The following is a 21,618-nucleotide window of genomic DNA, read 5'->3' on the forward strand; positions in this document are numbered from 1 at the left end:
CGGAAGAAAGGAGAAGCTACGGTGTATTTGCTTCGATTGTATATATTCAAAACGATGGAATGGCTGGCTCTGCTGGCGGTGGTGCTGATTTTCGCCTTCCCGTTCCTGTGGATGGCGCTAACCGCCTTCAAAACGATGCCGGAGGTGTTTCGCTTCCCCCCGGCACTTCTGCCGGAGAGATGGCAGATTGAAAACTTTGCGGCTGCCTGGAATTCGGGTCCGTTTCTCACATATCTCGTCAACAGTCTGATTGTGGCCGCGGCCATTCTGGTGCTGCAGGTGTTGACAGCCGTACCTGCCGCCTATGCGTTTGCAAGATATAAATTCAAAGGACGAAACGTGCTGTTCGGATTAACGCTGGTGGCTTTAATGATTCCGCCCCAGGTGATTTTTCTGCCGATTTATGTGTTTATGAGCGAATGGAGCCTGGTAAATACGCTCTGGTCACTCATTCTACCTTATGGGGCGAGCGCATTCGGTATCTTCCTGCTGCGGCAGGCGTTCATGCAAGTACCGGATGAAGTCATTGAAGCGGCCCGGCTGGATAATACAAGCGAGTGGAGAATTATGTGGACTGTAATGGCCCCGATGGCCAAACCGGTGCTTGTTACATTCGGGTTGTTCAGTTTTATTTATCACTGGAATGACTATTTCTGGCCGCTTATTATGACGAATGATGAACAAGTGCGCACGCTTCCGCTCGGAATAGCGATGATGAAGTCGAACGAAGGGGATGTGTTCTGGCATATTATTATGGCCGGAAACATGATTCTTATCATCCCGATTCTTATTATCTTCTTTTTCGCGCAGCGGCATATCATCAATGCATTTGTATATCAATCCAAATAGTATTGGATGTTTTATAGGACCTCTGTTCCTAATAAAATTATAAAGAAATCCAGGAGGGAAATCAGACATGCAAAGGTGGACCGGTATTTTTCTGATGGTGTTGTTGAGTGTGTCGCTGCTTGTGGCGGGATGTTCCAGCCAATCCGCTTCCAAAACAGGCGAAGCGGCGGAAAGGGACAAGTCGGCCGGAGCCGGGAACGGCAAACCGGTAGAAATCGACTTCTGGTATGCGCTTGGCGGAAATAACGGCAAAAAAATTGAAGAAATGGTAAAGAAATTTAACGAAACACACAAAGATATTGTTGTAAAACCGGCATATCAGGGCGATTACTACCAGAACCATGCGAAAGTACTGTCTGCTGTAAGTGCAGGCAACCAGCCTGACGTGACGATGGTGGAAGCGGGTGTTGTAGGCACGTTCGCGGATGCGAAAGTACTTGAAGACTTGGGACAGTACGCAAAAGATATGGAGAAAAAATACATTCCGGGCCTGATGGGCAACTCATACTGGAAAGACAAGCTGTATGCCGTTCCGTTTAACCGCTCGACTCCGCTTCTGTACGTAAACCGTGATATGCTGAAAGAAGCCGGACTCGACCCGGCCGGCCCGAAAACGTGGGATGAGCTGATCGAATACTCGCGCAAGCTGACGAAAAAAGAAGGCGGCAAAACGCAAACATACGGTTTCTCTACACCGATTGATATCTGGTTCTATGAAGCGCTTGTTTTTCAAAACGGCGGAAGTATTCTGAGCGAAGACGGCAAGCAGCTTGCCATCAATAACGGGGCGGGCAAAGCGCCGCTGAATCTGTGGAGCAGCATGGTGAAGGAAGGCATCATGAAAAACCCTCCGGGCGAGAAATATAACGCATGGGATGTGGCGAAGCAGGATTTTCTGAACAAACGGGTCGGCATGATTTTTACATCGACCGGCGATTTGAAAATGCTTGAATCGAGCGCTACATTCGATGTGGGGACGGCGTTTCTGCCGGCCGGAAAAACATATGGCGCACCGACCGGCGGCGCGAACCTGGTGATGCTGGCGAAATCTTCTGATGAAGAGAAAAAAGCCGCATGGGAATTCATAAAATGGATGACTGACACGCCGCAAACAATCGATTGGTCGCTCGCTTCCGGGTACATGCCGGTTACGACAGAAGCTGTAGAATCCAAGCAAATGCAGGATGTATATAAAGAAAGACCGAACTTGAAAGTGGCAGTCAATCAACTCGAGTACGCAAAAGCGCGTCCGATGGCGCCGGGTTATAATGAACTGCAGGAAGTCATTATGGGTGAGCTCCAGCGCGCAATGCTTGGCCAGGCTACGGCAGATGAGGCGATGGCGGCAATCGAGAAGAAAGCGGAGAAAATATTGAGGAAATAAACGTAAGAGAACGGCATAATTGATGACCGGGAGGACTATATTTTCTCCCGGTTTATATTTTAAGGAAACGGGAGGATAGAACAATGAATCTTTGCATGGCTCATCGGGGCTGGTCCGGCCGGGCTCCGGAAAACACGATGGTGGCTGTTCGTTTGGTACTGCAGCATTCCGAAATTCGCGGAATGGAAATCGATGTACAGCTTTCAAAAGACGGTATACCTGTCTTAATGCATGATTTTACATTGGGAAGAACGGTAAAGGCAGACGGTACGGTAAAAGACTATACGTTGGAAGAATTAAAGCGATTTGATGCCGGCTCATGGTTCGGTTCAGCGTTCACAGATGAGAGAATTCCTTCGTTAGAGGAAGTGCTGGCGGAGGTACGCGGCAAAGTTCTGCTTAACATTGAATTAAAAACGGCAGGCGACATGTACCCGGGGCTTGAAGAAAAAGTGGTAGAGCTGGTATACAAATACGGAATGGAGAATGAGGTATATATCACGTCATTCGACCACGATGCAGTGAAGCGGGTGCATAGGCTTGCGCCTTCGCTGACAAAAGGATTAATTTTTGGGGGAAAGTCGACGTTACTGCATGAACAAATGGCAGAGACCGGTGCATCTGTTCTATCCATTCCTTATCCGTATTTGACGCAGGACTTTGTAAAAGAAATGATTGAGCAAGGCTATACGATGATTGCCTGGACCATAGACGACCCGGAACACATTCGCCGGGTAATGGACCTTCATCCTGAACTGCAGATTTGTACGAACTATCCGGATCGTATGCTTGGATTGACGAAGAAAGAAGCATAATGATACTGCTATCAGAAATTGTAAGTAGGATGAAAAGCCCTAAGCTCTGTTTTGTAAACAGGGCTTTTTATTTTTCAATTGGGCAGCAACTTTTGTCTTGTAAGTTTTTGTTCTCCTGCTATAATCTATTTTAGATATTTCGTATACGAAATATTAGGAGGAGAAACATTTTATACAGAAAGGAGAGAGCTATGCAGAACGCATCCAGGCAGATTCGTCTTCTTATACGGCAGATTAATCATACCTTCTTTGAATTGTTGGCCAGTGAGCTTGCTGCTTTCAATATTACAGGTCCGCAGCTTCTTGTGCTTCGTTGCCTCAAACATGAACCGCAGCGAATATCAGATATTAGTAAACAGGTGGGGCTTTCCAATAGCACAGTTTCAGGTATTGTAGATCGGCTTGAGGAAAACGGATACGTTCGACGCATTAGGGATGAGCAAGACCGCCGTGTCGTTTGGGTCAACTTCGGGGAGAAATTCGATGACGTTCGTAAAGCAGTGCCCGTCCTGCAAGATAACTATTTCGACGGTATGTTTTCGGGCATGAATGAAGAAGAAGCGCAAACTATCGTACGGTCGTTGCAATTGTTAGCCGATCATTTGAAAGAGAGATTGGAAGAGAAGAAAATTCAAACACGAAATATTTAGATAGAGAAAGTTAAAGAGAGAAAGAGGGAGAAGAATGAATCGAAAGAAAATATTATGGATTCTTCTTTCGGCAATGATCATCAGCGGAGGGGGCATTGGTTACTACTACTGGTACCAGGATGCGCATTACGTTAAAACAGAAGATGCGCGGATTCAAGGTGACCAATATCGAATTATGCCGCAAATTGCCGGGGAAATAATGCGGATTCATGTCGAAGAAGGAGATATTTTGAGGCAAAACGATGCCATCGCAGAACAAGATCCCGCTAATATGGATCCAAGCATGGTCAGCCGTTCTGTATTGCGTGCTCCTATCGACGGTACAGTCGTAAAAATTTATACGAAAGAACATGAGATGGGCACACCCGGTCAGCCGGTAGCGATGATGATGGATATGAACCACCTGTACGTATCCGCAAACATCGAAGAAACAGATATTTCCAAAATCCACCCGGGTCAAACTGTGGATGTCACGCTGGATGCCCTAAACGGAAAAACGATTACAGGCAAGGTGAGAAAAATCGGAAAAGCTTCGAACTCTACATTTTCCCTTATACCGGCAACCAATACCAGTGGTAACTTCAATAAGGTAACTCAGCGAATCCCGGTTGAAATCACCATCAACAAACCGAAAGATATGGAATTGATCCCGGGCACGAACGTGGAAGTTAAAGTCCATATTACATAGCGGGGAGGAATGGATGTGAGTGCTTCCGCAACTGCTTCCGCCGCTCCTCCCGCCGAAACGCCGGGCTATCGCTGGCTTGCGTTAATCGCCGTCATCGTCGGAGCTTTTGTCGCCATCTTGAACAACAGTCTAATCAATGTGGCGATTCCCAAGCTGACGAATGTATTCGGTTCGACGACTGACCGGATTCAATGGGTATTGACCGGATATATGCTGGCTTCCGGCGTTATCATTCCGATTAGCGGGTATATGGGAGATCGGCTTGGCTATAAGAAGTTTTTTATTATTTCACTTAGCGTATTTACGGCAGGTACGTTGCTTTGCGCTGTGGCCTGGAGCGACACGTCTTTGATTGTCGCGCGCATTATCGCCGGATTGGGCGGCGGTGTCATTATGCCAATAAGCATGTCGATTATTTACAAGATTATGCCGCGCGAGCAAATTGGGATGGCGCTCGGATTGTGGGGGATTTCGGCCATGGTGGCGCCGGCTGTCGGACCGACGCTGAGCGGGTATTTAATCGAGTGGTTTAACTGGCGTTTTTTGTTTATTATCAACATTCCGGTGGCGCTGCTTGCAATTGTGCTCGTATCGGTGCTGCTGAAAGAGACGGAAAGAATAGAGGGTAGAGAGTTCGATACATGGGGCTTCGTGCTGGCTGCTGTTTCGGCGGGAACCCTTCTGTATGCGTTGAGCAATGGACAGTCGAAAGGCTGGACCTCGTTTGAAATCGTAGCCCTGCTGTTCATCTCTTTCTGGTCGTTTGTATTTTTGCTTTGGGTGGAGACAGGCAAGGAACATCCAATCATTGATTTAAGCTTATTTAAAAATTTTACTTATACGTTAAGCGTCATTTCTGCAAGTCTGGTTACGGTCGGACTTTTTGGCGGGGTATTTTTGACGCCGATTTTTCTTCAGAACATCCAGGGTGTATCGGCGATCGATACCGGTATCATCCTGATTCCGCAGGCGGTTGCAATGGCGGTGATGATGCCGGTGGCAGGCCGCCTGTTTGACAAGGTGGGCGTCATTCCGCTTGGGCTTACGGGCCTTACGTTAATGAGTGTCATGACGTATGAGCTGCACCGTTTGACGGTCGATACGTCGTTCGGGTGGCTGGAGACGGTTCTTGCGATTCGCGGCATCGGCATCGGTCTCTGTATGATGCCGTTATCTACTGCAGGCATGAATGCCGTAGCGCCGCAGCAGGTTGGAAATGCGTCCTCGCTCTCCAACCTTATCCGGCAGGTGGCTGGGTCGTTTGGCATTGCCGTATTGACCGCGATTATGCAGCAGCGGGCCGCGCTGCATGCGCAGCATATCAGCGAGTCCGTGACCGACCAGGGCATGCAATATTTTCAAAGTATACTTGGGACAAGCGCGATCACTACACTTGGGGGCGTGATTCAGCGGGAGGCTTTAACATGGGCCATTGCGGATACGTTTGTGATTTCCGCCATTCCGCTGTTTATTACCATTCCGCTCGTATTCTTGTTTAAGCAGAAAAAGAAAGCGCCGCAGGCACAAGTGCAGGCGAAATAGAGGTTAAGAGAAAGAAAGGGAAAAAAGATGAGAAAAGCAAAGCGAACGAAAGCGGTCGTCTATCTACTGCTGGGAGCCTTTGCGCTGGCCGGCTGTACGACAAGCGCAAAAGAAGCCACCGGCCCAGAAGCGCCGGTTTTTGTCCGAACAGCCCAGGCGCAGGAAGGCGCACTTGGCGGTAAAGTATATACCGGAACAGTAATGCCGGACCAAAAGGTTAATATTGTACCGAAAATTCCGGGGAAAATTGCAGAAATGCCCGTAGAAGTCGGTATGCGGGTGAAAAAAGGACAGGTGCTGTTTAGGCTGGAAGATAAAGATTTGAAGAATGCCGTAGTGAAAGCGGAAGCCGCAGTATCGGCGGCGCAGGCGGGCATACGTACGGCGGAAATGGCCCGTGAATCAGGCGTTATCCAGGCAACCGGCGGAGCCGTGCAATCGAAGAGCGGCATGCTGCAGGCCAAGAATAGCATGATTCAGGCTCAAGGGGCCATTACGCAGGCACAAAGTGCGCTTGAGCAAACCGCCCATGCGGTGGAGGACGCCGATACGTCTTTCGATAAAGCGCAGCAGGCGCTGCGGGACGCTACGGTGAATCGTGACCGGATGAAGCAGTTGTTTGAACAAGGGGCGGCTTCCCAGGTGCAGCTTGATCAGGCGGAGACAGCTCTCGTAAACGCAAAGGCGGCTTACCGCAGCGCGGAAATCGCTCGCACGAATGCACGCGAGAAACTGGCCGCGGCCAAAAAGGCGCTTGCTACCGCGCAGAAAGGCTATGATACTGCATCTTCCAGCTATCAGAATGCGAGCGGTGGATATGCGAATGCACAGAAACAAATTGAGGTAGCGCAGAGCACGGCAGCCATCGAGGCAAGCCGCCAGGCGTTGAAGCAAGCTCAGGTAGGAGCAGAGATCGCACGCGATGCACTAAACGACGCTACGGTTGTCTCTCCGATAGATGGCATTATCGGCGCCAAGAATGCGGAGATTGGCGAGATGGTATCCGCCCAGGCTCCGGTCCTTGTCGTGGCTAATCTGAACAGCGTAACCGTACTGACATACCTGCCGGCGGATCAGGTTAATAATGTGCAGCCGGGCAGTCAGGTGCAGGTGAAAGCGGCGGCGTTCGATTATGTAACGACCGGAACGGTGAAAAGCGTTAGCCCGCTTGATGAAAAAGGAAAAGGATACCCGGTACAGATCACCGTGCCGAATCCGGATTTGAAATTGAAATCGGGCATGCTGGCAGAAGTACGTATTCTGGCGCCTGATGCTCGCCGTGGTATTGTCATTCCGGCTTCAGCAGTTGTAAAAGAGAAGGGCCATGCGTATGTATATGTACTTGAGGGCAGCGAAGCGAAGCGTGTGGAAGTGAAAGAAGGCGGCGAACAGGGTGCGGAGGCATTGATTACGAGCGGTTTGAAAAAGAATGACCGTGTCATTACGAACAACGTGGCATTGCTGTTCGATCATGCCAAAGTGGAAGTCAGACAATAGGAGAGGGAGGAGAATCGTGTACCGCATGCTGCCGATTCTCCTTTTCCTTTCCGAAACCGTGGAATTAGATGGGAAAATGTTGACTATTTTCTGACGGATTTATATATTGGTAATAGAAGTGAAATGGAAGTCAGCTACAGATAGCGAGTGGTACACACGTGTCTTTGCGAATTGAACACCGTATCGGCAAGCTGGCGATGCAGCTGGCTTTGCTGGAAGAAGACGAGGTTGAAGCGGCGTCTTTTCCTTTTGCGCAGGCAGAGAAGTTAGGATATCAGTTTTGCAAAGGGAAAGTAGGCTCAATGGATGCGCACAAAGTGGTGGCCGCCATTGAAACTGCCGCCAAGAAAGAGCAGATTATCAACGGTTCTCATTACAGGGAGACGCACGCGCTTTATCACGCCATTATTGAAGCGATGCAAGGTGTGACGCGGGGGCAGGTCCAGTTGGGTACCGTGCTTCGTACGGTTGGTCTGAACTTCGCCATCGTACGTGGCAGGCCATACGACAGCGAACATGAAGGCGAATGGATTGCCGTGGCGCTGTATGGCACGATCGGCGCGCCGGTGCGCGGCCTGGAACACGAGACAATGGGTCTTGGAATCAATCATATTTGAATGTCTAATAATCAGCCCATAGCGAACAGATGACAGGGGGCTACATATTGCTTAAGCAAGGCGGTCTATGCCGCTTTATTTGAGCATGTGTAGTCCCCTTTTTGTTTGCCTGGAAGAAGGAGAGTGCAACATATGGTTACATTGAATGGTCATTCTTTAACATTACCACAGGTGCAAAGCGTCCTGTATGATTACGAGCAGGTAGAAGCGTCAGCCGAAAGCATGAAGCGTGTCGAGGAAAGCCGGCGCGCCGTAGAGAAGATCGTGGCGGAGAACAAGGTCGTCTACGGTATCAATACCGGCTTCGGCAAGCTCAGCGATGTATTGATCGATCAAAAAGATGTGGAGAAGCTGCAGCTTAACTTAATCCGCAGCCATGCATGCGGCGTGGGAGATCCGTTTCCCGAGACGGTGTCGCGGGCGATGATGCTGCTGCGGGCGAATGCGCTGCTCAAAGGGTACTCAGGCGTTCGCCGGGAAGTGATAGAATGCCTCTTCGCACTGGTAAACTGTCGAATTCATCCCGTTATTCCCCGGCAGGGCTCGCTTGGTGCCAGCGGCGACTTAGCTCCGCTGTCGCATCTGGCGCTTGCGCTGGTGGGGGAAGGCGAAGTTTTCTATAAAGGGCAAGTTGTTCCGGCTATAACCGCACTGCGGGCGGAGGGCATCGAGCCGCTTACCCTCACGGCAAAAGAAGGCCTGGCGCTGATTAATGGAACACAGGCAATGACTGCCATGGGTGTAGTCACATATCTGGAAGCCGAACAGCTCGCATACCAGGCAGAGCTTATTGCTGCAGTAACAATGGAGGGCTTGCGCGGGATTACGGACGCATTTGCGGAAGAGGTGCATATCGCGCGCGGCTATCCGGAGCAGGTTGCGGTGGCAAAGAGGATGCGCGACTATTTGAGCGATAGCCAGCTTACTACCAGACAGGGCCAGCTTCGCGTACAGGATGCATATTCATTGCGCTGTATCCCGCAGGTGCATGGTGCTTCGTGGCAGGCACTGGGCTATGTGAAGGAAAAGCTGGAGATTGAGATGAATGCTGCAACTGATAATCCGTTGATTTTTGACGATGGCGACAAAGTCATCTCAGGAGGGAACTTTCACGGACAGCCGATTGCGCTGGCCATGGATTTCCTGAAGATTGCCATGGCAGAGCTGGCGAACATCTCGGAACGCCGGATTGAGCGGATGGTGAATCCGCAGTTAAGTGGGTTACCTGCTTTCTTAAGTCCGCAGCCGGGCCTGCAGTCCGGGGCAATGATTCTTCAATATTGTGCCGCATCACTTGTTTCCGAGAACAAGACGCTCGCGCATCCGGCCAGCGTTGACTCGATTCCGTCCTCCGCCAATCAGGAAGACCATGTCAGCATGGGGACGATTGCTGCACGCCATGCATACAAAATCGTACAAAATTGCCGGAACGTCCTATCCATCGAACTTATTTGCGCGCTGCAGGCGGCGGACTATCAGGGGGTTGAGAAAATGGCCGCTAAAACGAAACAATTCCATGTGATGGCGCGTCAGGTAACGGCACCGCTGGCAGAAGACAGGGTATTCGCCAAAGATATCAAATCCGTAGCAGAGTTTTTGACTCGGACGCCTGTATCGGCGGTGACGGGAAAGCCATTTTTTAAAGAAGTAAGCTGACTATCCCCACTTCAATGATGAAATATACGTCGAAGTATAACCGGAGCGCTGCTGCTCCGTTTTTTATGGAAGAAAATACCGGTTTCAACAGGAAGGAGGGGTGGAAATATCTTAATGTAAGCTATTTCCTTGTATTTATTACATAAGAGATAGCTTATTTTATTTGAGAAGAAGCGTTCATTAACCAGGGAGAAGGTGGTTTAATTATATGATTAAATTCGAAAATGTACATAAAAGGTACAGCGATGGATACGTCGCTCTTAAAGGAGTAAATCTAGAATGCAAGAGCGGCGAAATCACTGTTTTTATTGGCCCAAGCGGCTGCGGAAAAACTACCACAATGAAATTGATTAATCGTTTGATTAATCCTACTTCAGGAAAAGTATTGGTTAACGGTAAAGATGTTTCTGCTATCGATCCCGTTGAGTTAAGAAGAGGCATTGGATATGTTATTCAAAGTGTAGGGCTCTTTCCGCATATGACGATTGCTGAAAATATCCAGGTTGTTCCCAGGTTGCTTAAATGGGATAAAGAACGGATGGATAAACGAGTGGATGAGTTGCTGAACCTTGTTGGACTGGAGCCGGAAACATACCGCGAGCGGTACCCGTCAGAGCTTAGCGGTGGACAACAGCAGCGCGTTGGAGTAGCCAGGGCATTGGCAGCGGAACCTTCTGTTATCTTAATGGATGAACCGTTTAGTGCACTTGATCCGATTAGCCGCGAACAACTGCAAGATGAGCTTATCCGTTTGCAAAAAGACATTAAAAAGACGATTGTTTTTGTTACTCATGATATGGACGAGGCTTTGAAAATTGCTGACAAAATCGTGTTGATGAAAGACGGTACCGTCGTTCAACAGGGTTCGCCCGAAGAAATTTTACGGCATCCGGCCAACGATTTTGTTAAAGAATTTATTGGTACAAAACGTCTTAAGCAAGTACAGGAAATCCCGACTGCCGAAGAAGTAATGATTAGAAAACCAGTTACTACTTACCCGACTCGCGGACTGGCTGCATCCATTAAGATTATGGAGAGCAGGAAAGTTGACACGTTAATTGTTATTGATGAAGGTGATAAATTGCAAGGATATATCACCATTTATGATGTATTGAGCCAATATAAAGATGAAACGAAGCGGGTTGGTGATATTCTTCGTCCATTTGCTTACGTAGTGGGACCGGACACCATGCTAACGCAAGTCATTGAAATTGTGGATGAGAACAAACTCGCGTATGTACCGGTTGTAAATGAGGGGGGCACTTTACTTGGTGTAATAACAAGAGGGAGCCTTGTCGGGCATATGTCAGAAGTTTATCCTTCGCCTGGGATTGGGGTGTAAGAGATGGAACGGTATATGTTAGTTTTTATTGAGCGGTGGTCAGATCTTTATAACGCCTTGCTTGAGCACATTATGCTTTCTGTAGGTGCGATGCTGTTGGGGTGCCTTGTTGCTATTCCTCTAGGGGTTTACCTGGCTAAAACATCGTCTGGGTGGGTTCGGACATTGTCATTTACCATTACAAACATTTTCCAGACGATTCCGAGTCTGGCGCTGCTGGCTATTCTCATTCCTCTTATAGGTATTGGAACGACGCCTGCGGTTATTACGCTTTTTTTATACTCTTTGCTGCCGATTTTACGGAACACCTATTCCGGATTTCAGTCAATTGATCCGGGGATTATTGAAGCGGCAAAGGCAGTAGGGTATAGTCCCAGCCAGAGATTATTTAAAATTGAATTACCTATCGCTGTTCGTTACATTATGTCAGGTATACGCTTAACTACGGTTTACATTATCAGTTGGGCAACACTGGCTACGGTAATTGGTGCAGGAGGGCTGGGAGAACTTATTGTCGGGGGATTGGCTGTTTATGACAAACCATTGATCTTCGCGTCGGCTGTCCTGGCGATGGTACTGGCCCTGGTAGTTGATTTTGTACTTGCCCTCTTTGAGAAAATGGTTACAAAACGACAACACTCTAAAAATAACTTTGCCTAACACTGGGGGGTTGCTATCAAATGAAAAAAATAACGCTTGTGGCTGCCTTTCTCTCCTTACTGCTCCTCCTTGGAGGCTGTACGCAGGGCAAGTCAGTTACAGTCGGAACTCAGACGTTTACTGAAACTAAAATTTTAGGCTATATGTACAAGTATCTGATTGAAGACCGGAGCGATATTAATGTTGATGTAAAAACTGATCTTTTATCAAGTCCTTTTGTTATTAATGCAATAAAAGAAAATGAGATACAGATGGGTACGGCATATACAGGAGAAATTTTTAACGGTTGGTTTCCGGTTAAACCTTCAAAAGATCCGCAAAACGTGTTAGAACAGGCCAAAAAAGGGTTTGATAAGCACTATGGGATTACATGGATGGACCCCTTAGGGTTTGAAAATACATATGCGTTTACAGTACGGAAAGATGTGGCGGAAAAGTACAATTTGAAGAAAATTTCCGACCTCAAAGGGATTTCTCAAGACATGAAACTGGGCGTAGATACTGCATGGTTAGAGCGTAAAGACGATGGTTATGATGCATTTTCTAAAACATACGGGCTTACATTCGGACAATTGAATCCGATGGAAATCAATCTTGTGTATACGGCTGTGCAGAGTAAAGACGTGGACATTGTTCTTGCCTATTCATCGGACCCGCGGATTGAAGAATTCAACCTTGTGACATTGGAGGATGACAGGAAGTTCTTCCCGCCGTATCTGGCGTCACCCATTGTGCTGAAGGAGACGTTAAAACAATATCCGGAAATCGAACCGGCATTAAAGCCATTAATCGGCAAAATCGATTTGGATACGATTCGAATGCTGAATGCGGAAGTCGATCTTAAAAAACGTGATCCTAAGGATGTTGCGAAAGAATTTCTGGAAAAGCAGGGTCTTTTAAAGCGGAGGTGAAACAATGAGCGACATTACTTTTAATGATGTTCTGAGATATCTTCAAAACAATTGGGATACACTGCTGGCTTTAACTTTTCAACATATAGTCATGGTGTTTACAGGACTGGTGCTGGCTCTTGTCGTCGGTATTCCTCTGGGTATTCTTGCAGCCAGAAAAGAAAAGACAGCACCCGTGATTTTAGCAGTTGCAAACTTAATTCAAGTATTTCCAAGTCTTGCGATGTTAGCGGTTCTGATGGTCTTTTTTGGTATTGGCTTTACTTCTGTTGTAATTGGTCTGTTTCTCTATTCACTGCTACCCATTATACGAAACACGTATGTTGGACTTAAGGAAGTGGATAAAGGGGCAATAGAGGCGGGAAGGGGTGTTGGTATGACGGCATTTCAATTACTGACAAAGGTTCAAATCCCGCTATCTTTGTCGTTTATCGTAGCAGGAATTCGAATTGCAGCTGTCATTGCCATAGGAGTTGCTACCCTTGCTCCATTTATTGGTGGAGAAGGACTTGGGAAAGAAATTTATTCAGGTATCAATTTACGTGATCCCATTAGAATTTACTCAAGCGCCATTCTCGCGGCATTGCTTGCAATTATTGCTGACTTCCTGCTGGGTATAGTGCAGAAACGAGCGAGTGTTGAGTAATGGCAGTACAAAGATACAGTATAAATGCTCCTCTACGAGTTGCGTGCAGTATGCGCAGCTCTTTCTTTATTTACAAATCAATTAAGGTAAATATTTTTTATTAATCCTTTATTAATTATAGATATTTAATAATTGAATTTTTTTATAAATAAAATATTTACAATTATCAATCAATTATAGTATTATCAAGGAAGTATAGGAAATAAAACCAAGATTTTATGGAGGTACATAGTGATCGAGTTTCGCCAAGTAGATAAATACTATGGCAATTTCCATGTGCTGCAGAATATTAATTTAACGATTTCCGAGGGGGAAGTTGTGGTCATTATAGGACCTTCAGGTTCCGGAAAGTCGACGTTGCTCCGCTGTATTAACCATCTGGAGAAAATTTCAAGCGGTGAGTTGATTGTCGATAAAATAAATGTCCATGACCGGAAAACGAATTTGAATGTTTTGCGCCAGGAGATTGGCATGGTGTTTCAGCATTTTAATTTGTATCCGCACATGACCGTGCTGGAGAACATTACCCTGGCTCCTATCAAGGTACGCAGAGTTGCGCGTGCGGAAGCCGAGAAGACAGCGCGGTATTATCTGGAGAAGGTTGGTCTGACGCATAAGGCGGATGCATATCCGAGCGCGCTTTCCGGCGGCCAACAGCAGCGGGTGGCGATTGCCAGGGGCCTTGCCATGCAGCCGAAGATTATGTTATTTGACGAGCCGACATCTGCGCTTGATCCTGAGATGATTGGAGAAGTGTTGGAAGTTATGAAAAGCCTGGCACGGGAGGGAATGACGATGGTTGTCGTTACCCATGAGATGGGATTTGCCAGAGAAGTGGCTGATCGTGTGGTGTTTATGGATCAGGGACAAATTGTAGAAGTGAGCGAGCCGAAAGCATTCTTCGAGAATCCGAAGGAAGAGAGGGCCCGAACCTTCTTGAGCCGTCTCCTGAACCATTAATTTTAAAAATAAAAGGGGGTAAACAAATGAAGAAAAAAGTGTCGGTTTTCAGTGTTGTGCTTATGCTGGTGATGGCTGTGATGCTTGCCGCATGCGGCGGCAAGGAAGTGGATAAGCCTGCGGGTGCGGGCGAGGGAGCCCCGGCCCAAGGCGGCAGCGCTGAGAAAAGTGCCGTAGCAGCAGCGAAAGAGCGCGGCAAGTTGATTGTGGGCGTAAAATATGACACGAACCTTTTCGGAAAGAAAGATCCGGCTGATGGTCAGGTGAAAGGTTTCGATATTGATATTGCAAAAGCGGTAGCCAAGAAAATAATGGGCGATGAGACAAAAATCGAATTGAAAGAGGTAACTTCGAAAACACGCATTCCAATGCTGGATAATGGAGACATCGATGCGATTATCGCTACGATGACAATTACGGAAGAGCGCAAAAAGCAAGTCGATTTCTCTGAGGTTTATTTTGAAGCCGGGCAATCCTTGCTTGTGCCGAATGATTCTCCGATTACCGGCGTACAGGACCTGAACGGCAAGACTGTCATTGCCGTAAAAGGATCCACTTCCGCAAAAAACATTCGCGAGAAAGCTCCGGAAGCGAAAGTGACGGAATATGAGAACTATGCAGAAGCATTTACAGCCCTGAAATCTAAGAAGGGTGATGTGCTGACGACTGACAACTCCATTCTGCTCGGTATGCAGAAAGAAGACCCGAACTTCAAGCTCGTAGGAGGTCTCTTTACGGATGAGCCGTACGGAATTGCGGTGCGTAAAGGCGACGCGGAAATGCTGAAAGCGGTAAATGAGACGCTTTCCGAACTGAAATCTTCCGGTGAATACGACAAGATTTACGAAAAGTGGTTTGGCGAGAAGCCACCGAAAAAATAAGTGGGAAAGGGCCTGACGGCGCAGTGGCCGCAGGCCCTTTTCTTCCATTAATAATCGAGGAAAAACTTGTGAGGCGTGTGCCGACCGAAGGGCCACAAAGCGGCCGCTTGTCTTCTGTGTGGAAAAAGGATGAGCGGCAGCGCCTGCGGGTTTTTCTTATCTGAAAGAAGGGGTTACAAAGCCTATGCTGCAGACAATACTTGAGATTTGGACGGAATATAACAGCGAGTACATGAGCGGACTGATTACGACATTGAAAATCAGTTTGATTTCTCTGATCACAAGCCTTGCGCTGGGGACCGTCATTGCCATTTTTTGCATTTCGCCGCTTCGTATCCTTGTTATCCTCGGCCGCTCCTACATTGAATTCATTCGCAATACCCCGCTGTTAATACAAGTGTTTTTCTTTTATTTTGGTCTCCCGTCACTCGGCGTTCAGATTGACTCTTTTACCGCGGGGACGCTTGGCCTTACGGTGTATACGGCCGCATTTATTTCCGAAGCAATTCGGGCCGGCATTAATTCCATACCGAAAGGGCAGATGGAAGCGGCCCGTGCATCGGGATTGACCTATATTCAGGCCATGTGGTATGTAATTCTGCCGCAAGCATTTAAGATTGTGATTCCGCCGCTCGGCAACCAGTTTATTAACCTTGTGAAAAACTCGTCCATTCTGGGCGTCATTGCAGGAATGGATTTAATGTACCATGCAGATATTGTATCTTCAAATACATTTAACACATTTGAGACATACATTCTGGTTGCGGTTTTTTATTTAACAATTACTGTGCCTTTATCCATCCTGGTGAATTGGCTCGAGCGCCGTTTGAAGCATGCATAAACAGTCAGGGGAAGAAGGGAGTGTAGCGTATGGATTTTGCCGGGGCGTATAGCTGGCCGAATATAAAATATTTACTGGAAGGTTTTCTGGTGACGCTTGAAGTGGCGGCGTTGGCGATTCTTTTGTCTTTTGTGTTCGGAATTATCATTGCGATTATACGGTATACAAAAATCCCGGTATTGTCGCAAGTCATGTTTGTATGGGTGGAAATGATTCGAAATCTGCCGCTGCTGCTGATTATTTTCTTTGTGTATTTCGCTTTGCGCGACGTGGGTATTAAGCTCGAAGTGTTCAGCGCGGCGGTGGCGGCGCTGACAATCTTCGAATCTGCGATGATTTCCGAGATTGTCCGCAGCGGCTTGATGTCGGTGGATAAGGGACAGATCGAGGCTGCCCGTGCGTCGGGGCTGAATTATACGCAGACGCTGCGCTATATTATCCTTCCGCAGGCGTTGCGTCGTATGGTTCCGCCGATTGTGAGCCAGTTCATTTCTTTATTGAAGGATACGTCGCTTGCGATTATCATCGCTCTGCCGGAATTAATGCATAACGGTCAGGTTATTTACAACACGAAAATTACGTATGTAATTCCGATTCTACTGCTAATTGCCGTTATGTATTTTGTGGTGAATTTCAGCCTGTCCGTGATTGCACGAAGGCTGGAGCATTCTCGGTAAACGTAAAAACGAGGGGTCGGATTACCTATCCGTGCCGCCTCGTTTTTTGTTGTTTCAATATTCTTCTTCTATAGTGAATAAGCAGGGGAATAGCTATATATAATGCATAGGCGAAGGACATCCAGGCTGTGAAAGCAATAACCTGGCCGTTAGAAAAACCTGCAAAAAGAAATGAATGATTGGAAATAGAAAAAGTATCAAGGAACAGCCCGGTGACCGTACCGCAAATGGCGAATGTAATGGCGGCATTCGATGATTGGTCAAACCGGATATAAAGCATGGTGAGAATGTATAGAAGCACCGCTGTACCGGCTTCAAGAAGAAACAGAACAAGCCAAAAGCCTTTGGATGAAGGTTCGATAAGCACCTGTTGGCCGAATAAAACAAAAAATAATGTAGCGCCTGCCCATATGAATAAAGCCCATAAGATGGTAAAGGAGAATTTTTTCATTTTTTCTCGCACTCCTCTTCTTTGTTTTTGGTTGCCCGGTATGTAAGGAGCGATTCCAATTCGCTGTATACCTTATCAGCAGGAAATGAATCGGACAGCAACGCCTGAATAGCCAGTCCGTCGACAAGTGCATTTAGCAGGATGCCCCATGTGTCAAAGGATACACCCTCTACAGGGGAGGTGTCCCATAATGATGCAAGCTGTCTGGACAAGGTTTCATTCTCAAAAGAGAGCAGGTTGTTTAGCTGTTCTTTCGTTTTCTCGTGTTGGAAACTGTAAGCCAGTAAAGAGAAGAAGAGTTGATGATAAAACAAATCAGACGTGCATCGTTTGTGTGCTCCTTTTAATGCCTCTTGCAGTTTTTGATGACGGGGTGCATCGTTGTTTTCAACCTGCTCCCATGAAGATTCGCATAGATCTTTAACAATTTCGAACAAGAGCTGCTCTTTCGTACGGAAATGATAATACACTGTGCCCTGGGTTACACCGGCACCCTCCGCCACGGCTTTGAGCGTCAGTTTATCCATGCCTTGTTCCACAATGCATGTTTTGGCGGAGTCCAGCAGGTCTCGTTTGGATACGACATTTGGTTTTGCCATAGTATTTTTTCACCTCTATACTAAGTTATTTAAATAACTAACTTGAATTTATTGTATAACAAAGGAAAAGCTCTGTAAATTACTCATTTTTTATGAAAATCATGAAGAAAGAAGGAGAGGGACAGAGGAAATGAGAGCCAGGGGAGAAAAAGGCGCACGCCTTTTTCCACATTACGTTAAATAAAGTTAGAATTAAAAGAAAAGTTTACAGAAAAATAATTTTAATTAATTGAAAAATAGATATTCCCGAAAAGGGTGGTATGATGTTTTTGTATTCTATAGAAAGACACGTGTTCCTGTGGGGTGAACAAAATTATGGGGATGACAGAAAATAAACTTAAAAAGGAAATTGGCTTTACGGTCGCGATGTCGCTTGTAATCGGAACTGTTATAGGCTCCGGTGTATTTATGAAACCAGGCAAGGTCATAGAGTATGCAGGCGATTCGACCATGGCGCTCTGGGCCTGGATACTGGGCGGCATTATTACATTGGCGGGCGGACTCACCATTGCAGAGGTCAGTTCTCAGATTCCTAAAACAGGTGGTTTGTATGTATATTTGGAAGAAGTGTATGGCAAGGTATGGGGGTATTTAAGCGGCTGGGTACAGACGATTATTTATGGGCCAGCGATTATTGGCGCGCTCGGATTGTATTTTGGTTCATTGCTGGCCAATTTATTCTCATTAGAAGGACAGTGGAAGCTATGGCTCGGAATCGGATCCGTCGTATTTCTGGGCATAATCAATAGTATCGGTACGAAGTACGGGGGCATTGTACAGACGTTATCTACAGTCGGTAAGCTGATTCCTATTGCTTTAATTATTGTGTTTGGCATTTGGAAGGGAAACAACGAAGTACTGGGTATCGGCAGCGGGATTTCTAGTACAGAAGTGAGTTTAGGAGCTGCCGTTTTGGCCACTTTGTGGGCGTATGACGGATGGATGTTGGTTGGTTTTGTAGCAGGCGAAATGAAAAATCCGGCCAAGCTTTTGCCGCGCGCCATTATTACGGGCCTTTCGCTTGTGACAGCCATTTATTTGCTGGTGAATGTGGCGCTTCTGCAAGTGCTTCCGGCTGATAAAGTTGTAGCGTTAGGGGAAAATGCGGCGGGAACCGCAGCTTCTGTTTTGTTCGGTGATATTGGCGGTAAACTAATTAGCATCGGTATCCTGGTTTCAATTTTCGGCTGCCTAAACGGCAAAATTCTAACGTTTCCCCGTGTGCCGTACGCGATGGCAGAGCGTGAACAGTTGCCGGGTTCCGGTCTTTTATCGAGAGTACATGATAAGTTTGGTACTCCGGTATACGCGACGACACTGCAAATCGTATTTGCCGTTGTTATGATGATTATCAGCAATCCGGATCGTCTGTCGGAAATCGCGATTTTTTCCGTATATCTGTTCTATATTCAGGCATTTTTTGCGGTGTTTATTTTGCGTAAACGGAATCGGGACGTAAAGCGTGTGTATAGCGTACCGCTGTATCCGCTTATTCCGATTGTCGCCATTATCGGATCTGGCTTCGTTGTAATAAGCACAATCTTTGACAATCCGCAGGATAGTCTTTTGGCGATTGGTATAACGCTAGCGGGATTGCCGGTTTATTTTATGCTCCAACGCGGGCGGGCAAGAAACCGGAAAGAGACGGTCAAGGCGGCAGGATAGTTGGGTTAAACTGTATAAAGGATGGAATGGATAAGCGGAAGAGCAGAAGCTCATATTAAGGAAGAACATTAAGATATGAGCAGGAGGAGACGACCATGCGTGACCAGCAATCCACCATGCAGACGCAAAATCCGATTTCCCAGGCACAGAATGCGGTAAGAAATGCCAAAAATGCAACCGCGCAAATGCAGTCGCATCCGACGTCGCAGACGCTTGAAGGAGCAGAGAATGCAATTGAACAAGCCGAACACGCTATTGCACAGGCGCAGACAAGCGAGAACGAAAGGGCGGTAGCCGAGTCAGCCGAGCAACTGACAGAGGCACGTGAACGCTTGGCTCAGGCTCAACAAATTCAAACGCAAGGAAATATAAAATAATGTAGAAATGAAGTGTAAAAAATGATCGCGAAAAAAGCGGTCATTTTTTTATCGTTTTAGGGCGAGAAGACCCCTTCCTCCATCGCTAAAAGCGATAGGGAGGGGATGAATCGCCTTCGAATGAAAAACGAAACAAAATCTCTCATTTTTCTTTTAAAAGAAACATTTGTTCGGTATAATGAAGGCATAGGAAAAGGGAGGGGAAACCATGTACCGTGCCCAGCAGATTCACATCAAAAAAGGGCACCGTTTCTACGCCTATTGTGAAGACCTCTGCCGGAAAGCCAATTACCTCTACAATGTAACCAACTTCTACATCCGCCAGCTTTTTTCCGGCCTGCCAAAAGAAGAAAACGAGCGGCACACCTTAGAACAGGAAGCCATTGATTTCATCTATCGGCACCTTCCTGCATTGAACCAAATCCAGATCGATTACGTGCAAAAACGCCGGAGGAAAGAGGCGACGAAACCGGAAGAAGAACGAAAACAGATTCCGGACGCCAACCTCTATGCCATGCCGACCCTTGAAAAACCGTTCTTGCCCTATGGCCTTCTCGAAGGGATATTAAAACTTACCAAACACCCCGACTACATCGCCCTTCCCGGACAGGTGAACCAAAAAGTCATGCGCAAGGTCTACGACAACTGGACCTCCTTTTTTGCCAGCCTAAAAGCGTATAAAGCAAACCCCGAAGCGTTTACCGGTCGTCCCCGCATACCGAAGTATAAGAAAAAGAATGGGGTTACGGCTGTTTTCTTCTCCAACCAGGTATGCAAAGTGAAACAAGAAAAGTACCTTCAGTTTCCGAAAACATCCCAGCGTCTCAACCTCGGCAAGTTAGGTATGCGGATAAAAAACCTTCAGGAAGTCCGGATCATCCCTTCGTATGGGGCGTATACGATTGAAATGGTCTGCAAGCAGGAGGAAACGCCTTCTCTTTCGGAGAAGCCCACTCGCATTCTTGGCATTGATCTGGGGGTAAACAACGCCGCAACTCTCGCAAACAATATCGGACAGCCTCCGGTAATTGTTAAGGGCGGCGTGGTCAAAAGCATCAACCAGTTCTACAACAAACAGCGGGCCTATTATACGGCGATCCTGCGCAAGGGAAAACAGCCCAACGAAGGGCCGTTTCACAGCAAACGTCTGCTTCGTCTGGATCAAAAACGGCAGCGGAAAATTAAAGATTTCCTTCATAAAGCCAGCTTCCGTATTATCGAACAGGCAAAAGCCTGGAAAATTGACACCATTGTAATCGGAAAAAGCAAAGGGTGGAAGAACGAAGTCCCCATGCGCAAAGGCGCGAAGCAAACGTTTGCGTTTCTTCCGTTTGAATCGTTCATTCAGATGCTGACATACAAAGGAGAACAAGCGGGGATTCGGGTGCTCACCACCGAAGAGAGCTACACCTCCCAGGCCGATTTCTTAGCAAATGACCCGCTGCCTGTCTATGGGGAATTTACAGCTGCGCCCCTTTTCAGCGGAAAACGGATCGCACGCGGGCTGTACCAGAGCGGAACCGGGATCGTGTGGAATGCCGATGTGAATGCCGCCTATAATATTATCCGAAAAGCAGTTTCCGACGCCTTTCGCGGAGGAAATAGAGGGGTTGTTTGTGTGTCAACTCCACTTGTGGTGAAGGTCCGGTGACGGATTCACCCAGGAAACCCCCACTTCACGCGCGCATGCGATAAGTGGGGGAGTGTTCATATTTAAGATATGATAAATTTAATTTCGTTGCCGCAACAAAAACAAAGTATTGTACAAAGTTAATGAATTTGATACAATATAAAAGTTGCTGTCAAAGCAATATCGAATCAAAAAACAACAAAAAGTTATTGACAAAAAGATTCGAGTTTGATAAGATATAAAAGTCACCGCTGAGACATGGCGATATACAAAAAAGAAG

General features: G+C 47.0%; 22 protein-coding genes. 20 read left to right on the plus strand and 2 right to left on the minus strand.

Features of this window, described 5'->3' with window-relative positions:
• Positions 1-54 precede the first annotated feature (54 nt).
• The 17 genes from ADA01nite_RS09850 to ADA01nite_RS09930 all read left to right on the plus strand — a co-directional run bounded on the left by ADA01nite_RS09850 (position 55) and on the right by ADA01nite_RS09930 (position 16,616).
• Positions 55-849, plus strand: coding sequence for a carbohydrate ABC transporter permease (locus ADA01nite_RS09850; protein ID WP_146809810.1), 795 nt, complete (start codon positions 55-57; stop codon positions 847-849).
• Positions 850-916: 67 nt separating this feature from the next.
• Positions 917-2,233, plus strand: a complete 1,317-nt coding sequence (locus ADA01nite_RS09855) for an ABC transporter substrate-binding protein (RefSeq protein ID WP_146809788.1) — start codon at positions 917-919, stop codon at positions 2,231-2,233.
• An 83-nt stretch (positions 2,234-2,316) separates the two neighbouring features.
• The gene (locus ADA01nite_RS09860; RefSeq protein ID WP_146809789.1) at positions 2,317-3,048 is read left to right on the plus strand and encodes a glycerophosphodiester phosphodiesterase; all 732 of its coding nucleotides are present in this window, start codon (positions 2,317-2,319) and stop codon (positions 3,046-3,048) included.
• A 191-nt stretch (positions 3,049-3,239) separates the two neighbouring features.
• Complete coding sequence (locus tag ADA01nite_RS09865; RefSeq protein ID WP_146809790.1) at positions 3,240-3,698, plus strand: MarR family winged helix-turn-helix transcriptional regulator; 459 nt, start codon at positions 3,240-3,242, stop codon at positions 3,696-3,698.
• A gap of 34 nt (positions 3,699-3,732) precedes the next feature.
• The gene (locus ADA01nite_RS09870) at positions 3,733-4,386 is read left to right on the plus strand and encodes a beta-barrel domain-containing protein (RefSeq protein ID WP_146809791.1); all 654 of its coding nucleotides are present in this window, start codon (positions 3,733-3,735) and stop codon (positions 4,384-4,386) included.
• Between the two features lie 15 nt (positions 4,387-4,401).
• Positions 4,402-5,928, plus strand: a complete 1,527-nt coding sequence (locus tag ADA01nite_RS09875) for a DHA2 family efflux MFS transporter permease subunit (protein WP_246147286.1) — start codon at positions 4,402-4,404, stop codon at positions 5,926-5,928.
• A 27-nt stretch (positions 5,929-5,955) separates the two neighbouring features.
• Positions 5,956-7,425 carry an efflux RND transporter periplasmic adaptor subunit gene (locus ADA01nite_RS09880; protein WP_146809793.1) on the plus strand — a complete coding sequence of 490 codons (1,470 nt, stop codon included), beginning with the start codon at positions 5,956-5,958 and terminating at the stop codon, positions 7,423-7,425.
• Between the two features lie 158 nt (positions 7,426-7,583).
• Positions 7,584-8,042: a histidine utilization transcription antiterminator HutP gene (gene hutP, locus ADA01nite_RS09885; RefSeq protein ID WP_146809794.1), complete on the plus strand. Its 459-nt coding sequence runs from the start codon at positions 7,584-7,586 to the stop codon at positions 8,040-8,042.
• A 132-nt stretch (positions 8,043-8,174) separates the two neighbouring features.
• Positions 8,175-9,698: a histidine ammonia-lyase gene (hutH, locus tag ADA01nite_RS09890; protein ID WP_146809795.1), complete on the plus strand. Its 1,524-nt coding sequence runs from the start codon at positions 8,175-8,177 to the stop codon at positions 9,696-9,698.
• A gap of 208 nt (positions 9,699-9,906) precedes the next feature.
• On the plus strand, positions 9,907-11,040 hold the full coding sequence (locus tag ADA01nite_RS09895; RefSeq protein WP_146809796.1) for an ABC transporter ATP-binding protein: 1,134 nt from the start codon (positions 9,907-9,909) through the stop codon (positions 11,038-11,040).
• A 3-nt stretch (positions 11,041-11,043) separates the two neighbouring features.
• Positions 11,044-11,700: an ABC transporter permease gene (locus ADA01nite_RS09900; protein WP_146809797.1), complete on the plus strand. Its 657-nt coding sequence runs from the start codon at positions 11,044-11,046 to the stop codon at positions 11,698-11,700.
• Between the two features lie 20 nt (positions 11,701-11,720).
• Entirely contained in the window at positions 11,721-12,611 is an 891-nt protein-coding gene (locus ADA01nite_RS09905; RefSeq protein WP_146809798.1) for a glycine betaine ABC transporter substrate-binding protein, read from the plus strand.
• Positions 12,612-12,615: 4 nt separating this feature from the next.
• Positions 12,616-13,257, plus strand: a complete 642-nt coding sequence (locus tag ADA01nite_RS09910) for an ABC transporter permease (protein ID WP_146809799.1) — start codon at positions 12,616-12,618, stop codon at positions 13,255-13,257.
• A 231-nt stretch (positions 13,258-13,488) separates the two neighbouring features.
• The gene (locus ADA01nite_RS09915; RefSeq protein ID WP_146809800.1) at positions 13,489-14,217 is read left to right on the plus strand and encodes an amino acid ABC transporter ATP-binding protein; all 729 of its coding nucleotides are present in this window, start codon (positions 13,489-13,491) and stop codon (positions 14,215-14,217) included.
• Positions 14,218-14,243: 26 nt separating this feature from the next.
• Positions 14,244-15,098: an ABC transporter substrate-binding protein gene (locus ADA01nite_RS09920; RefSeq protein ID WP_146809801.1), complete on the plus strand. Its 855-nt coding sequence runs from the start codon at positions 14,244-14,246 to the stop codon at positions 15,096-15,098.
• 184 nt (positions 15,099-15,282) lie between these two features.
• Positions 15,283-15,939, plus strand: a complete 657-nt coding sequence (locus tag ADA01nite_RS09925) for an amino acid ABC transporter permease (protein ID WP_146809802.1) — start codon at positions 15,283-15,285, stop codon at positions 15,937-15,939.
• A 29-nt stretch (positions 15,940-15,968) separates the two neighbouring features.
• Entirely contained in the window at positions 15,969-16,616 is a 648-nt protein-coding gene (locus ADA01nite_RS09930; protein ID WP_146809803.1) for an amino acid ABC transporter permease, read from the plus strand.
• 25 nt (positions 16,617-16,641) lie between these two features.
• Here the strand turns inward: ADA01nite_RS09930 and ADA01nite_RS09935 are convergent, their stop codons facing one another.
• Both ADA01nite_RS09935 and ADA01nite_RS09940 read right to left on the minus strand, forming a co-directional pair.
• Entirely contained in the window at positions 16,642-17,067 is a 426-nt protein-coding gene (locus ADA01nite_RS09935; RefSeq protein WP_146809804.1) for a DUF5367 family protein, read from the minus strand.
• On the minus strand, positions 17,064-17,666 hold the full coding sequence (locus tag ADA01nite_RS09940) for a TetR/AcrR family transcriptional regulator (protein ID WP_146809805.1): 603 nt from the start codon (positions 17,664-17,666) through the stop codon (positions 17,064-17,066). Before ADA01nite_RS09940 ends, ADA01nite_RS09935 begins: the two co-directional genes overlap by 4 nt.
• A gap of 315 nt (positions 17,667-17,981) precedes the next feature.
• Between ADA01nite_RS09940 and ADA01nite_RS09945 the strand changes: the two genes are divergently transcribed.
• The 3 genes from ADA01nite_RS09945 (at position 17,982) to ADA01nite_RS09955 (ending at position 21,359) form a co-directional block, all read left to right on the plus strand.
• Positions 17,982-19,331 carry an APC family permease gene (locus tag ADA01nite_RS09945; RefSeq protein WP_170230220.1) on the plus strand — a complete coding sequence of 450 codons (1,350 nt, stop codon included), beginning with the start codon at positions 17,982-17,984 and terminating at the stop codon, positions 19,329-19,331.
• Between the two features lie 95 nt (positions 19,332-19,426).
• Entirely contained in the window at positions 19,427-19,708 is a 282-nt protein-coding gene (locus ADA01nite_RS09950; protein ID WP_146809806.1) for a hypothetical protein, read from the plus strand.
• A 208-nt stretch (positions 19,709-19,916) separates the two neighbouring features.
• The gene (locus tag ADA01nite_RS09955) at positions 19,917-21,359 is read left to right on the plus strand and encodes an RNA-guided endonuclease InsQ/TnpB family protein (RefSeq protein ID WP_146809807.1); all 1,443 of its coding nucleotides are present in this window, start codon (positions 19,917-19,919) and stop codon (positions 21,357-21,359) included.
• The last annotated feature ends 259 nt before the right edge of the window (positions 21,360-21,618 follow it).

Origin of the sequence: Aneurinibacillus danicus (genome assembly GCF_007991215.1) — a bacterium.
Classification (GTDB): domain Bacteria; phylum Bacillota; class Bacilli; order Aneurinibacillales; family Aneurinibacillaceae; genus Aneurinibacillus; species Aneurinibacillus danicus.